This window comes from Arcobacter sp. L, assembly GCF_000284235.1.
Classification (GTDB): Bacteria; Campylobacterota; Campylobacteria; order Campylobacterales; family Arcobacteraceae; genus Aliarcobacter; species Aliarcobacter defluvii.
In genome coordinates, this window is sequence record NC_017192.1 from 2,071,273 (window position 1) to 2,085,429 (window position 14,157).

Consider the following 14,157-nt stretch of genomic DNA (forward strand, 5'->3'; position numbering starts at 1 on the left):
TAATATAAAAAAGATTAAAATCATAATAAAATAATTAATCTTTGAATTAATTGATAGTTAAAATTAGGTCAAATCAATATATAAATAATCTTATCAAAATAAATCAAGCAATTATAAAAAATTTTATTACATTAGGAAATAAAAGTGGAAACTAAAATATTAAACTCTATTGAAAAAATTGAGAAAAAGACCCTGCCAGATTTTGCGAAGTTGTCGCTAGCATTGCTATTTATAGTAGTAGTGTTTTTGTGGTCGTATGCCTCACATGGGAACTTGCCAAATAATACGTTTCTAATAATAGGAGCAGTGTTTGGTGCTTATATGGCAATGAATATTGGAGCGAATGATGTAGCAAATAATGTAGGACCAGCAGTTGGCTCTAAAGCTTTGACTCTTACAGGTGCTATTTTTATCGCTGCTATCTTTGAATCACTTGGAGCTTTCATAGCTGGTGGGGATGTAGTAAAAACAATTAAAGATGGTATTATTAATCCTGATTTGATAAAAAATCCTGAAATATTTATCTGGGCAATGACAGCTGCCTTGCTTTCTGCTGCACTTTGGTTGAATTTTGCAACTTCTATTGGAGCACCTGTTTCGACAACACATTCTATTGTAGGTGGTGTAATGGGTTCAGGAATAGCAGCAGCTGGTTTTGCAATAGTTTCTTGGGATACTGTTGGTAAAATTGTAGCCTCTTGGGTTGTTTCTCCTTTGCTTGGTGGAATAATAGCAGCAGGATTTCTTTACTTTATAAAAAAACAAATAATCTATAAAGAAAATATGATAGAAGCCTCAAAAAAATTTGTTCCAATTTTGATTTCAGTAATGACTTGGACTTTTAGTACTTATATCATCTTGAAAGGCTTGAAACACCTTGTTGATTTGAATTTCTTTGTAGCTTCTGTAATTGCATTTTTTATAACTGTTGGTGTTTATCTTCTTGTTAAACCATTAATAGCTAAATCTTCAAATAAATTGGCAAATACAAGAGCTTCTGTAAATAGCTTGTTTAATATTCCTTTGGTGTTTGCAGCAGCCTTGCTTTCTTTTGCACATGGAGCAAATGATGTGGCAAATGCAATTGGACCACTTGCAGCAATAAATGATGCAATAGTAAATGTAGAAATAGCATCAAAAGTAAGTATTCCTTTTTGGGTAATGGCAGTAGGAGCATTTGGTATAGTAATAGGATTGACTCTATATGGACCAAAACTGATAAAAACAGTAGGCTCAGAGATAACAGAACTTGATCAAATGAGAGCATACTCAATAGCAATGGCAGCAGCATTCACAGTAATAGTAGCAAGCCAATTGGGACTTCCAGTGTCTTCAACACATATAGCAGTAGGTGGAGTGTTTGGAGTAGGATTTTTAAGAGAGTTTTTGGATAATAATGAGAAGAGATTTTTGCAAGAGACAAGAAAAAGGTTTAAAAGACATAAACGAGAATTGGACTTGATGCAAGAAGAGTTGAATAGATTAGAGATAATAAAAGATAAATCAAAAACACATTATGTAAAAATAGTAGAGTTGTATAAAAAGATAGATGATAAAGAGAACTTGGTAAAACAAGAGAGAAAAGATGTAAAAGATGCAAAAAGTACAAAATATGTAAAAAGGGATGCTATTAAGAAGATAATAGCAGCTTGGATTATAACTGTACCTGCTGCGGCTATTCTTTCTGTGGCTATCTTTTTTATGATTAAAGGATTTATGGCTTCTATTTAAAGTTTTAATTAGTTATAAAATATAGTCTAAATTAGAAATAAAAAAAAAGTGATTTTTCCATTTCACTTACCGTTGTTTTTACTTCATTTGATGCTTTTTCATAAATGGCTAGTTCCATTATAAAATTGAAGATTGTTTGGGAGTCTTTTGTTGCGTTTCTAATTGTTATTGTTGACATTTTTGTTTTCCTATTATATTATTTAATCCCAAAAAACACACGATAAAATTGGCATTTGAGGGAATCTTTTGTCTTTATAAAATTCAAACATAAATTCTTTTTCTCTAATTCTATTTCATAATTCAAAGTATAATTCTTTGTATTTATTGTATTTATCAATATTATAAATTAAGTTTCCTGACATATCAAAAATCTCAATTTTTAAATATCCTGAATATTTCATATGTCTCCAAAATTCTAATTCATTTAATAAAACTAAATCATAATTATGAGATGGATTAATAAAATTTACACCCGTAATCCAATATGGGAATAATCGTTTTTTATTAAAATTAATCTTAGCTATAATTTCTTGTGCTGATTCTATTGCTTCCAAAAAAGTATTTTCATTAATTTCATCAAAATATCTATGGTCTTTTTCTTTAAAATGAACAATATAAATATTCCTCAAATTTTTAGATGTTTTATACAAATTATCATTTACATTAAAATATTCAAATTTATTTTCTATTTTTGTATCTTTTATTTTACTTTTAGACCACTTTTCTTCTGAAATTAATAATTGATTTATGTAAACTTCAACTGATGTGACAATAGATAATAATCCATTTTTATAATACATATGTTTTTGGTGTTCAAATTTAGAATTTAAAGCTTTTCTATAAAAATAAATTCCTGAAGTAAATAACTCCCAAGCTAAGTTAACATTCCATTTCCAAACTTCTTCATTCATATGTACTCCTTTTAATTTTAACAAAAGTAAAAAACTATTATCCAATGACAGTTTTTTATAATATCAAGGCGGAGGGATTTTTTAGTGATTGAGCGTACATTAAGTACGTGATTGAGCTAAAAAATTCTGACAACGCCAAGATTATGAAAAAATGGCGTTGTAGAATAGTTTTTAAAGAGCTTTTGCAGTAATTCTTGATAATCTTTGAGCAAAAGCTACAGTATCAGTGATTTCCATGCCTTCACTTAGTTTTGCTTGGTCTAATAAAATCCAAGAAACATCTTCGATTGTTGATTCATCTGTACAACCATTTAATTTTTTTACGATTTCATGGTCTGGATTGATTTCTAAAATTGGAGCTGATTCTGGCATAGCTTGTCCCATTTGTCTAAACATATGAGCCATCGCTGCCATTTGAGCATCTGCTGCATCTTTTGTTACACAAGATGGTGACTCAGAAAGTCTTGAAGTAACTTTTACATCTTTTACTGCACTTCCTAATTTATCTTTGATTTTTGCAAGAATATCTTGAAATTTCTCTTCAACTTCTTTTTTCTCTTCTTCAGTTTGTTCAACTTTAGGAGGCTCACAAGCTGTAATATCTTTAAATTCCCACTCTTTATATGCACCAATTGCAGGAGTTATAATCTCATCTATTTCTTTATCATCTAGAATTAAAACTTCAATATCATTTTTCTTATATGACTCTAAAAGTGGAGAATTTTTTAATACTTTTTCATTTTCTCCAATGATGTAATAAATAGCTTTTTGCTCAGTATTAGCTCTTTGCTTATAATCTTCTAATGAAGTCATTTTTCCAGCTTCTGTTTTTGTTGATTTGTATCTTAATAGTTCTAAAATCGCTTCTTTATTTGTATAGTCTTGATATACACCCTCTTTTAAAGGTCTGATATATTGAGCTACAAATTCTGCATATTTTTCTTCATCTTTAGATAATTTTTTGATTTCACCAAGGATTTTTTTAACACTTCCTTGTTTGATGTTTGCTAAGATTCTATTTTCTTGTAAAATTTCTCTACTTACGTTTAGTGGTAAATCTTCACTATCAATAATACCTCTTACAAATCTTAAATATGTTGGTAAAAGTTCTTTTTCATCATCTGTGATAAATACTCTTTTAACATATAGTTTAACTCCACTTTGGAAATCTGCTCTATACATATCCATTGGTGCAGTTTTTGGAATATAAAATAGTGTTGTATATTCGTTTACACCTTCAGTTTTTGTGTGAATTGTAAGCATTGGATCTGAACTATCATGAGAAATTGATTTATAAAAATCATTATAATCTTGTTCTGTTAATTTTGCTTTTGGTTGCATCCAAAGAGCAGTTGCAGCATTGATTTGTTCATGTTTTCTTTCAGTTTTTTTCTCTGCTTCTTTTCCAGCTTTTTTATCTTCTTCACTTTGCTCAACAGTCACTTCTTCATTGTAGTTTAAGAAAATTGGATAAGCAATATGATTTGAGTATTTTTCAACAATATTTTTGATTCTATATTTACTTGCAAACTCTTCAGCTTCTTCATCTTTTAATTTGATGTAAATAACAGTTCCACTATCACCTTTTACACATTCACCTAAATCAAATTCACCACTACCGTTTGATGACCATTTATAAGCTTTATCTTCTCCAGCTTTTTTAGTAATTACATCAACATTTGATGCAACCATAAATACTGAATAGAATCCAACTCCAAATTGACCAATTAAGTTTGAATCTTTTTTAGCATCACCTGTTAAATTATCAATAAATGATTTTGTTCCAGATTTAGCAATAGTACCAATTGAAGCGATTAAATCTTCATCGTTCATACCAATACCATTGTCTGAAATAGTTAAAGATTTATCTTTTTCATCAAAAGAGATATTAATCTCACCTTTCCACTGCGCATATTTGTCTTTTAAATTTTCATCTGTTAATCTTAAATAGTTTAATTTATCAATAGCATCACTTGCATTTGATACAAGTTCTCTTATAAAAATCTCTTTATTTGAGTATAAAGAGTGTGTCATTAAATGTAATAATTGTCCTACTTCTGTTTGAAATTGATGTTTTGCCATACTAATTTCTCCTATAAAATTTTTAATTTTTAAAAGATAATTTTATCGCAACTTTATAAAAGTTAGCTAAAGTTTTTCTTAAATTTAGCACTTTTTATATCTGAGTGCCAAATAATAATATTTTTAGTTTTTTTATTATATTATTCGCTAAATTTTTAAAGGAGACAAACTATTATGAGTTTATCAAAGAAATTAGTTGCAGAATTTATAGGTACTTTTTGGTTAGTACTTGGTGGTTGTGGAAGTGCTGTTTTAGCAGCAGCTTTTCCAGAACTTGGTATTGGATTTACAGGGGTTGCATTGGCATTTGGACTTACAGTTTTAACTATGGCTTATGCAATAGGACATATTTCAGGTTGTCATTTAAATCCTGCTGTTTCATTTGGATTGTGGACAGGAGGAAGGTTTCCAACAGCTGAACTTATTCCTTATATTATTGCACAAGTTTTAGGAGGAATTGCTGGAGCATTTATTTTATATCTTATTGCTTCAGGAAAAGTTGGTTTTGATGTAACAGCTGGTTTTGCTTCAAATGGTTATGAAGAACATTCACCAAATGGATATAGTTTAACTGCTGCATTGATTTGTGAAATTGTGATGACATTTATGTTTTTAATAATAATTTTAGGTTCTACAGATAAAAGAGCTCCAGCTGGTTTTGCACCAATTGCTATTGGACTTGGACTTACTTTAATTCATCTTATTTCAATTCCAGTTACAAATACTTCTGTAAATCCTGCAAGAAGTACAGCTGTTGCACTATTTCAAGGAAGTTGGGCAATCGAGCAATTATGGTTATTTTGGGTAGCTCCTATTATTGGTGCTATTATTGCAGGTATTATATATAAATTCTTCGAAACAAAAGAAAACTAAAAATTCATCCCTAAAATGGGGATGAATTTTATTTTTTTATCCACTTCTTAAACTTTTCTCTTCACTTTATAAGTTATAATACTCACTTAAATTTATTACAAGAAAGATTTATTATGACAAAAGAACAATTTTTAAACGACTTACAAAAAATATATGATTTTTTAAATGACCAAAAAACAAAAACAAATGAACTAATAAAATTTTTAGAAAATAAAGAGTTTGATAAACTAACACTTATTGATGATTTTGCAAAATCTTTAAATCTTGAAATGAAAGATGATTTAAGATTTGCACTTGTTACAAGACTTGTAAATTTAAGGGATGATAGTTTAGTTCAAGTTCTAAAAAAACTTGAAAAAAATGAGAAAGAAATCATCTCTTTACAAGAAAAAGCTTATCAATTTGTGAAAGAGTATTGGCATGACAAACATACAAAATTTATTGATTTTATAGTTGAGAACAAACTTTTAACTCCTTTTTATAGGGAAGTATTTATTGGAGTTTATAACGTAGGCCTCCAAATGAGCGCATGGCAAACTTCTTGGACAGCGCATATTATAAATGGAATAAACAAAGAGTTAGTTGCCAAATTTGAAGGTGATGAAGCAAAGATTATGAAATATCTTGAAGATGAAAAACTTTTTGATTTAGGACATGGAGGAATTACTGCTGATAGATGTTACTCAGCTTTAGTAAAAGATGGTGACAAATACAAATCTCAAGCATATATCAAAGCTTTCAAAAAAGAGACAACTGAAGTTGTAGATGCTTTAGAAGAATTTGCAGATAAACTAATCGAACTTGAAGATGAAATTTATAATCAAAAATGGGATTATATTTTATATATTCAAGCGCTTATAAAAGCATTTAGTGAAGATAGAACAAATGAATTAGTTTCAAAATGGGCAGATGTAGATAGAGCTTGGATGAAAATAAAAACTCCAATTCAAATCGGACATCCACTTGAATACTACGAAGATCACTTTAGAAAAGCTGTTGCACTTGAATGGGATATTAGACTTACAAATCCAAAATTTGCACAAAATGACCATAGAGTAAATAAAATAAAATCAGCTTTTTCAAAAATATATTCAAGTTTTGAACCAAATGAAAGTTATAAAAAGATTTATGATTTTTCTTTCAAATCACTTGATAAAGTTCAACTTTATGTGGGACGACCAGCCCTATTTTTTGGAGCAGAATTCAATGGACTATTTTCAGCTCAAGTTGTACCAAATGATGAAGTTGTATCTTTAGAAGAAGGTAAAAAAATCTTTGCATTTTCTGATGAGATTTTACAAACAAGCCGTGCAAAACCATTTTTAAAATTAAGTCGAGAGATATTTGGACAAGAACTTCTTACTCGTGATAGAATGTTCTTATTTAATGAAACAACATCTTGGCATCAAGTTTATGATATAAGTACAGTTGGACATGAATATGGACATATTTTATGGTGCGATGATGAAACTGAATCAGTGATGAATAAAACTGGAAACTTTAAAAACATTGAAGAGTTTAAAGCAACAACAGGTGGATTAATCTCTTATTTACTTGATGTTGATACTGATGAGTTACACCTAAAAGAACAAGTTTTAATAGACCTTGTAAAAAGAAGTGTTGGACTTATTGGTTGGATGGAAGTTGATGAAGTTCAACCTTATTATTGTGAAGGATTGATTCACTTAAGTGGACTTTTTGATAGTGGTGTTTTAGCTTGGGATAATGAAAATAAAAAATTAAATATTGATATAAGTGAGGCAAAATTTGAAACTTTAAAAGCTTGGTATATTACAAACTATACTGCTTTAGCAAAACACTATTTAGACAAAAAAGATGCAACGCAGTTTTTAAATAACTATGCAACAAAAAAAGAGAAATATTTTATGCCAAATAATGAAACTATAAATTCATTTGTAAAATATTATTTCAAAAGATACCAAGAAATTGGTCAAGAATTAGATACAGAAGATAAAAAAGAGAACTATATAAAATGAAGGTTAATCCAAAGATTTGCCCATTTTGTAAAAAAGAAAACCTTTGTGAAGCACATATAGTAAACAATAACTGCTGGTGCAACACAATAGAAGTTCCAAAAGAGTTAAGAACTTTAATCCCAAAAGAGTTACAAATGAAAGCTTGTATTTGTAAAAATTGTATTTTAGAATTTAAAAAAGATAAAAATAATTTCATAAAGAATCTAAATCCTTATAGATAAAATTTAATATTATATTATTATTTATTAGATACAATTCCCCAAATTTTTGAGGAGAATTAGTTGAAATTTTTAAATTTATTTAAAGGTCTAACAAAAGCATATTATTTTAGGCAGTTATTTTTCGGTATTTTAATGGGAGCATTATTATTTTATATAGATTATACTAGTAATTCTCCAAAATCAGGTTTGTTATTTTTAATAGTTATTAATACACTTTTATACCCTTATGCAAGATTTGCTTATGAAAGTGTTATAGACTTTATTATGGGTAATAATGTTTTCTTCTTTAATGCAATATTGTTTTTGATTTGGAAAATATTTACTATGATTTTATGTTGGTCATTTGCTATATTTATAGCACCAATTGGACTATTATTTATATATCTTTATCAAAGAAAAAGTAATGATTAACTCATTACTTTTTAAATAACCTTATAAATCTTGAAAAACCTAAATATATTTTAGATTTAAAACTTCTATTTTTATTTTGTTCGTTTAAATATTCAACAATTTTTGTATTTCCAAACATACTTGCAAATATCAGTGGAGTTGTTCCTAAACCATTATTTTCATGGATATTTGCTCCTGCATTTACCAAAATCTTCGTAATTTCAAAATATCCTTTAAAACAAACACCAGCAAGTGGCGTTTGTCCTCTATCATTTTTTTTATCAATCTCAGCACCAAAATCTACTAAAAGTTTAGTAGTTTCTTCATTTCCATTATATGAAGCCAACATCAAAAGAGTATTTCCTTTATGATCAGACAAATTTACTGGCATTCCTGCATTTAACATCAACTTTAAATCTTCTGTTTGTCCATGTCTTGCATAATCAAGTGCTATTAATTGAAGTTCTTCATATCTGTTTAGTTCATTTATTGTTGCTTCCATATTAGATTCCTAAAGCTTTTTTAACTCCAGTAGCATAATCACTATGAACTTTTTCAAAAAGTGTTATTTGTCTATCTACAATATCTCTTGGAACTCCACTCATTGCTGCTGCAATATTGCTAAATAATTGTTCTTTTTGATTATTATTCATTAGATTAAACAACGCTGTTACTTGAGAAAAGTTATCATTACCTTCTTGATGATTATATCTATTAGCCATATTTCCAACTTCAAGTGCAGGTTCCGCAAAACTTTTATCTTCAACAGCTCCATTAAAACTATTTGGTTCATAATAAGCATCCGTTGGCTCTTTTATTTCATAATTCATACTTCCATCAAGATGATAAGTATTAACCTCACCTATTGGTCTATTTACAGGCAACATTTCATAATGTGTCCCTACTCGATATCTATGTGCATCAGGATATGAAAAAATTCTTGCTTGTAGCATTTTATCAGGAGAAAAACTAATTCCTGGAACTATATTTGATGGACTAAATGAAGCTTGTTCTATTTCATTGAAATAGTTTTTTGGATTTTCATTTAATGTCATAACTCCAACTTTTATCATAGGATAATCACCATGTGGCCAAACTTTTGTTAAATCAAATGGATTGAAACTACAATTTTTTGCTTGTTCATCTGTCATTATTTGAATTTCAAAACTCCATTTTGGGAAATTTCCTGCTTGAATATTTTCAAATAAATCTCTTTGATTTGATTCTCTATCTTTTGCAATGATGGCTTCAGCTTCTTTATTTGTAAGTGTTTCTATTCCTTGAAGCGTTTTAAAGTGGAATTTCACCCAAAATCTCTCACCACTTGCATTTATCAAACTATATGTATGAGAACCATAACCATTTACATGTCTATATGATTTTGGGATTCCCCTATCTGACATCAAAATAGTTACTTGATGCAAACTTTCTGGACTTAAGCTCCAAAAATCCCACATTGCTGTATTACTTCTTAAATTTGAATGAGGATGTCTTTTTTGTGTATGTATAAAATCAGGAAACTTGTATGCATCTCTAATAAAAAATACAGGAGTATTATTTCCTACTAAATCCCAATTTCCTTCTCTTGTATAGAATTTAAGAGCAAATCCTCTTACATCTCTTTCAGCATCAGCTGCGCCTCTTTCACCTGCAACAGTTGAAAATCTAAGTAACATCTTAGTTTTTTCACCTTTTTGCAAAACTTTTGCTTTTGTATATTTTGAAATATCTTCTGTTATTTCTAAAACTCCAAAAGCTCCACTTCCTTTTGCATGAACTACTCTTTCAGGGATTCTTTCTCTATTTTGGTGAGCTAATTTTTCTATTAATTGATAGTCTTGTAGTAAAACTGGTCCTCTACTTCCAGCTGTCATTGAATTTTGATTATCCGAAATTGGATTTCCAGCAGTTGTTGTCATTATCTTTTTCATAGTTCTCTCCTTAATTTTTAAAAGGAAATTTTTTTTCCTTTGATAATTTTAATTCTATATTGAGAGAACTTAATTTTAGTTTAAAAAATATACAACTTTATTTAATACTTGGACTTATACTTTTCCAATCTTCTCTTAATGTTTTTACTAAAGTAAACTTATCTTTTGGATTTGCTATTTCACCATATTCATAAGGAGTTACTACAACTAAACCACCTTTTAACAGACTTGTAAAAGTATTTGATTCAATTTTAGAACCACTAAAAATAGAGAATTTCATCTCAAAACCACTTATGTCATAAAATTCTGAATTTTTTCTAATAAGTTTTGTATATTTATCATAAATCAAACAATCAACTACAACTTTAGAACCATCTTCACTTAAGTCAATTTTACTTACTTTTCCTATTTGTACATTTTTATAATAAACTGGTGCATCAACATTCACGCTTGATGCTGTTAAATCTTCCACTTTAAATACTGTTCCAAATTGTGATTTTTCAACTGAAGGTTGAGTTTCTAGTCCAACAAATTTTGTTTGTTTATTTAAACTTTCACTTTTAATAACTCCAATATTTACAGCCATTACAGTTGAACCTGCATTTGCAATCTCTTGTAAAGATATTCTAGGTTTTTTTAGATAATAAACTGTTCCCTCTTTTGCAAAAGATGAATAATCATCATAAATCAAAGCTTGAACTTCAACTTTTTGTTTTTCATTTAGTGAAATTTTTTTAACTTTCCCTACATTTACACCTTTATAAGTTAGTTGTGAAAAGTTTTCTTGAAGACCTTCTACATCATCAAAAACTATAGTTACACTATTTATAGCTTTATTCATTTCATCTTCAGAAGCAAAGATTTGGTATTTACTCAAAGTTGTAGTTGAAGAGTTATCTAAATGAATAGAACCATCAATCAAAGATGAAAAATTATCAACTTCAAAAATAACACCTGATAAACTAGCTTTAAAATTAACAATTCCTTGTTTGAAAAATCTACTTTTATCTGTTATGTATTTTTTATATGGAGAATAAATAAATAGATTAACTTTTGATTTTTTATCATCAAATTTTATATCTTTAACAAAACCTATTTCTTGATTTTTATAAACTATTGCCATATCTTGTTTTATTTCAAAGCTATTATCAAAATCTGCTTCAATAGTAAATCCACTATTATAAAATCTTTTAAGTCTTTCCAGATCTTTAAAAGAGCTATAAAGTTTAAACTCTTTTTTTGTAAGTTTTTCATCACTTCTTTTTTCAGCAATTAACCCAATAGCTCCATTTAACAACGGCTCTATTCCACTATAATTTACATTCAAATTTAAGCTTTTCATCTCTACAAGTTTTGAACTCATATCATAAAAAAGATTATGATCATTTATCAAATCTTTGTACTTATCATCAATAAAAATAGTAATTTTTACATTTTTCAAATCAGGTGTTAAAACATAACTATCAACTCTTCCTATTTCTATATTTTTATAATAAACCTTTGATTTTTCCGATATAGAATTCAAACTTTCACTTAAAAGTTCTACTTTTACACTACTACTAATCTTGTTTAAATCTTTTTTATTTATTGCAATAAAATTATTTGAGAAATCTCCTTTTTTATACTCTAAAGAGATAAAATTTCCTTTTACAATATTTCCTAAATTTTTCACTCCATCAAAAGAAATAGTTGGTTCTTCTACAAAAAATTTAGTTTTATTTGTTAATAAATATTTATACTCTTCATATACAAAAGCTTTTGTATTTAAAATATTTTTATTAAGATTAACTTCTAAAATTTTTCCTATTTCAATACCTTTAAAAATAATTGGCGTATTCTCTTCAATTCCATTTACATCAGAAAAGCTTATATTAAAATACTCTTTATTTTTCAAATCATCTTCTTTTCCATATAAAAGACAAACCTCATCTTTTGAGATTTTTTGTTCATCTTTATTTGGAGTAACTACAGTAACACCACCTACAAGAGCAGAATATAATGAACCTAATTCGATATTTAATCCACTTGCTCCATATTTTACTTTTAAAGCTTCATTTATTACAAATTTTGAACTTTTATTTACTAAATAATTAAATTTATCATAGATATAAGCTGTGAAATATACTTTTTCAAAAACAAACTCTTTTGCCGTTATTTCACCAATTTGGAATTTATTATAAAATATTGGAGTTCCAACTTCTATGTTACTTTTATCATTTGCAATTAAAGAAATATAATATCCATTATCATCAAATTCATCATTTGGTTGAGAATCCAATCCCTCAAAATAGCTTTTATATGCACCTTTTGCATACTCTTCTTGAGTTTTAAATTTGGGAGAAAGTTCGATTTTATATCCACTAATAAGTGTATTTAATCCTGATACTTTTGTTAAAGAAACGGTAGGTTTTTTTATCCAAAAGTCTGAACCTTCACTTGCTACATATCTTGCAACATCATTATTTACTAAAATATTAACTTTTACGCTTTTTAAATCTTCATGCATAGAAATTTTTGTAACTTTTCCAAGTTGCAAACCTTTGTATTCCAAAGGTGTAACATTTTCTTTTAAACCTTCTGCACTTTTAAAAACAACAGTTATATTTGTACCTTTTTTCATATAAGATTCATAAGCAATCCAACCTAAAATTCCAAGAACTATTAAAGGTAAAATCCAAACAAAAGAGATAGATTTTTTCTCTTCAATTTTAGCTTTATAAACAACTGGTTCTTTTTGTTCTTCTTTTATCAAATCATTACTCATCCCAAATAATCCTTGTATCAAATCTATTTGCTGCAATCATTGTTAAAATCACCATTAAAGCAAAAGATGTAGCAGCAATTCCACCTTTTATATTAAAAATCTCATCAAGTTGTACAATTGAAGCTAAAATTGCCACAACATAAATATCAATCATAGACCATTTTCCAATTGCTTCTATAAATTTGTATATTAAATTTTTTGTTTTATTTTCCATTTTTACATTTATTTTTAAAGATATAAATATAAAAAGCAAACCTACAAGTTTTATCATAGGAATAGCAACACTAGCTGTAAATATAACTATTGCGATAAAATAACTCTCCATATCTAAAAAACTAATAACACCTTCAAGTATGGTACTTTCCATATTTACACCAAGCTTTGTAACTTCCATAATAGGATAAAGCATTGCTGGAATATATAATAAAATTGCGCATATAATTAAAGCTAAAGATACTTGTAAAGAGTTTTTAATTCTTCTTGTAACTTTATGTTTACATCTAGTACAAACAAATTCATCATAATTTTCTTTTTCATAGACTTTATGACAATTTTTACAAGAGATTAAAACCATCTATTCTCCAAATACACTTTTACCTTCAAATTTTTTATTTGACATATAAAAACAAAAAACATAAGCTAACATTACATAAAATCCTATATCAAATTTTGTTGAACTTACCATTCCTATTAATTTTATATATGTAACTATAATACTTACTATAAAAACCTCTATAAAACCCCAATGTTTAAAAAAATGAAAACTATCATGTAATAATGTTTTAGTAAAAAGTTTTATTTTTGTCTTAGCTTGAATAAAAGCAAATATTATTATTAATGAGTTCAAGATTGGTGCTAAAATAATAGTAAAAAAAACTATCAGTGCCACAAAAAAGAAGTTTTGTTCAAGTAAAATAGAAACTGTCCCAATTAAAGTTGCTTTTAATTCATTTTCATTAATATTCAAAGTTATTATTGGATAGATATTTAAAATTCCAAATAATAACAAAGATGAAATTGCATAATACAAAGAATCATTTGAGTGTTTTTTATGGATTTCTAATTTACTATTACATCTTGGACATCGTTGATTTATACCTGATTTTGCTTCTTTTTTTACAAATAGCCCACAACTATAACACTCTATTATAGAGTTCAAATCTTTACGCATCAAAATCCTAAATTTTTAATCTTGATATTTTATCATTAGTAAACTTTTTTTAATTGTAAAACTATTTAAAATCAAATATATTGTAT

The 14,157-nt window shown here is 27.6% G+C and carries 13 protein-coding genes; 5 read left to right on the forward strand and 8 right to left on the reverse strand.

The genetic code is table 11. The features are described 5' to 3' along the window. Nucleotides 1-144 precede the first annotated feature (144 nt). On the forward strand, nt 145-1,731 hold the full coding sequence (locus ABLL_RS10250; RefSeq protein WP_014474730.1) for an inorganic phosphate transporter: 1,587 nt from the start codon (nt 145-147) through the stop codon (nt 1,729-1,731). A 31-nt stretch (nt 1,732-1,762) separates the two neighbouring features. Here the strand turns inward: ABLL_RS10250 and ABLL_RS15090 are convergent, their stop codons facing one another. From ABLL_RS15090 to htpG, 3 genes are all read right to left on the reverse strand, one after another. Continuing rightward, nucleotides 1,763-1,909, reverse strand: coding sequence for a hypothetical protein (locus ABLL_RS15090; RefSeq protein ID WP_014474731.1), 147 nt, complete (start codon nt 1,907-1,909; stop codon nt 1,763-1,765). A 115-nt stretch (nt 1,910-2,024) separates the two neighbouring features. Continuing rightward, complete coding sequence (locus tag ABLL_RS10255) at nt 2,025-2,642, reverse strand: hypothetical protein (RefSeq protein ID WP_014474732.1); 618 nt, start codon at nt 2,640-2,642, stop codon at nt 2,025-2,027. A gap of 171 nt (nt 2,643-2,813) precedes the next feature. Continuing rightward, nucleotides 2,814-4,724: a molecular chaperone HtpG gene (gene htpG / locus ABLL_RS10260; RefSeq protein WP_014474733.1), complete on the reverse strand. Its 1,911-nt coding sequence runs from the start codon at nt 4,722-4,724 to the stop codon at nt 2,814-2,816. Nucleotides 4,725-4,898: 174 nt separating this feature from the next. Here htpG and aqpZ point away from each other — a divergent pair, with 174 nt between their 5' ends. From aqpZ to ABLL_RS10280, 4 genes are all read left to right on the forward strand, one after another. Then, entirely contained in the window at nt 4,899-5,597 is a 699-nt protein-coding gene (aqpZ, locus tag ABLL_RS10265; protein WP_014474734.1) for an aquaporin Z, read from the forward strand. A gap of 113 nt (nt 5,598-5,710) precedes the next feature. Next, on the forward strand, nt 5,711-7,594 hold the full coding sequence (gene ciaB, locus ABLL_RS10270) for an invasion protein CiaB (RefSeq protein ID WP_014474735.1): 1,884 nt from the start codon (nt 5,711-5,713) through the stop codon (nt 7,592-7,594). Then, on the forward strand, nt 7,591-7,815 hold the full coding sequence (locus tag ABLL_RS10275) for a cysteine-rich CWC family protein (RefSeq protein ID WP_014474736.1): 225 nt from the start codon (nt 7,591-7,593) through the stop codon (nt 7,813-7,815). Before ciaB ends, ABLL_RS10275 begins: the two co-directional genes overlap by 4 nt. 60 nt (nt 7,816-7,875) lie before the next feature. Continuing rightward, entirely contained in the window at nt 7,876-8,226 is a 351-nt protein-coding gene (locus ABLL_RS10280; protein ID WP_014474737.1) for a hypothetical protein, read from the forward strand. 4 nt (nt 8,227-8,230) lie between these two features. Here the strand turns inward: ABLL_RS10280 and ABLL_RS10285 are convergent, their stop codons facing one another. From ABLL_RS10285 to ABLL_RS10305, 5 genes are all read right to left on the reverse strand, one after another. Further along, the gene (locus ABLL_RS10285; RefSeq protein ID WP_014474738.1) at nt 8,231-8,707 is read right to left on the reverse strand and encodes an ankyrin repeat domain-containing protein; all 477 of its coding nucleotides are present in this window, start codon (nt 8,705-8,707) and stop codon (nt 8,231-8,233) included. A gap of 1 nt (nt 8,708) precedes the next feature. Next, nucleotides 8,709-10,136 carry a catalase gene (locus ABLL_RS10290; RefSeq protein WP_014474739.1) on the reverse strand — a complete coding sequence of 476 codons (1,428 nt, stop codon included), beginning with the start codon at nt 10,134-10,136 and terminating at the stop codon, nt 8,709-8,711. A 97-nt stretch (nt 10,137-10,233) separates the two neighbouring features. After that, entirely contained in the window at nt 10,234-12,900 is a 2,667-nt protein-coding gene (locus tag ABLL_RS10295; RefSeq protein ID WP_014474740.1) for an MlaD family protein, read from the reverse strand. Beyond that, on the reverse strand, nt 12,893-13,474 hold the full coding sequence (locus ABLL_RS10300; RefSeq protein ID WP_014474741.1) for a paraquat-inducible protein A: 582 nt from the start codon (nt 13,472-13,474) through the stop codon (nt 12,893-12,895). The genes ABLL_RS10295 and ABLL_RS10300 overlap by 8 nt, the downstream gene beginning before the upstream one ends. Continuing rightward, entirely contained in the window at nt 13,475-14,071 is a 597-nt protein-coding gene (locus ABLL_RS10305; protein ID WP_014474742.1) for a paraquat-inducible protein A, read from the reverse strand. Nucleotides 14,072-14,157: the final 86 nt, after the last annotated feature.

Excerpts from the sequence above, each read along its gene's own strand:
- ABLL_RS10300 (WP_014474741.1), bottom strand. The coding sequence starts at position 13,474 with ATGGTTTTAATCTCTTGTAAAAATTGTCATAAAGTCTATGAAAAAGAA.
- ABLL_RS15090 (WP_014474731.1), bottom strand. The coding sequence starts at position 1,909 with ATGTCAACAATAACAATTAGAAACGCAACAAAAGACTCCCAAACAATC.
- ciaB (WP_014474735.1), top strand. The coding sequence starts at position 5,711 with ATGACAAAAGAACAATTTTTAAACGACTTACAAAAAATATATGATTTT.
- ABLL_RS10255 (WP_014474732.1), bottom strand. The coding sequence starts at position 2,642 with ATGAATGAAGAAGTTTGGAAATGGAATGTTAACTTAGCTTGGGAGTTA.
- aqpZ (WP_014474734.1), top strand. The coding sequence starts at position 4,899 with ATGAGTTTATCAAAGAAATTAGTTGCAGAATTTATAGGTACTTTTTGG.
- ABLL_RS10295 (WP_014474740.1), bottom strand. The coding sequence starts at position 12,900 with ATGAGTAATGATTTGATAAAAGAAGAACAAAAAGAACCAGTTGTTTAT.
- htpG (WP_014474733.1), bottom strand. The coding sequence starts at position 4,724 with ATGGCAAAACATCAATTTCAAACAGAAGTAGGACAATTATTACATTTA.
- ABLL_RS10275 (WP_014474736.1), top strand. The coding sequence starts at position 7,591 with ATGAAGGTTAATCCAAAGATTTGCCCATTTTGTAAAAAAGAAAACCTT.
- ABLL_RS10290 (WP_014474739.1), bottom strand. The coding sequence starts at position 10,136 with ATGAAAAAGATAATGACAACAACTGCTGGAAATCCAATTTCGGATAAT.
- ABLL_RS10305 (WP_014474742.1), bottom strand. The coding sequence starts at position 14,071 with ATGCGTAAAGATTTGAACTCTATAATAGAGTGTTATAGTTGTGGGCTA.
- ABLL_RS10285 (WP_014474738.1), bottom strand. The coding sequence starts at position 8,707 with ATGGAAGCAACAATAAATGAACTAAACAGATATGAAGAACTTCAATTA.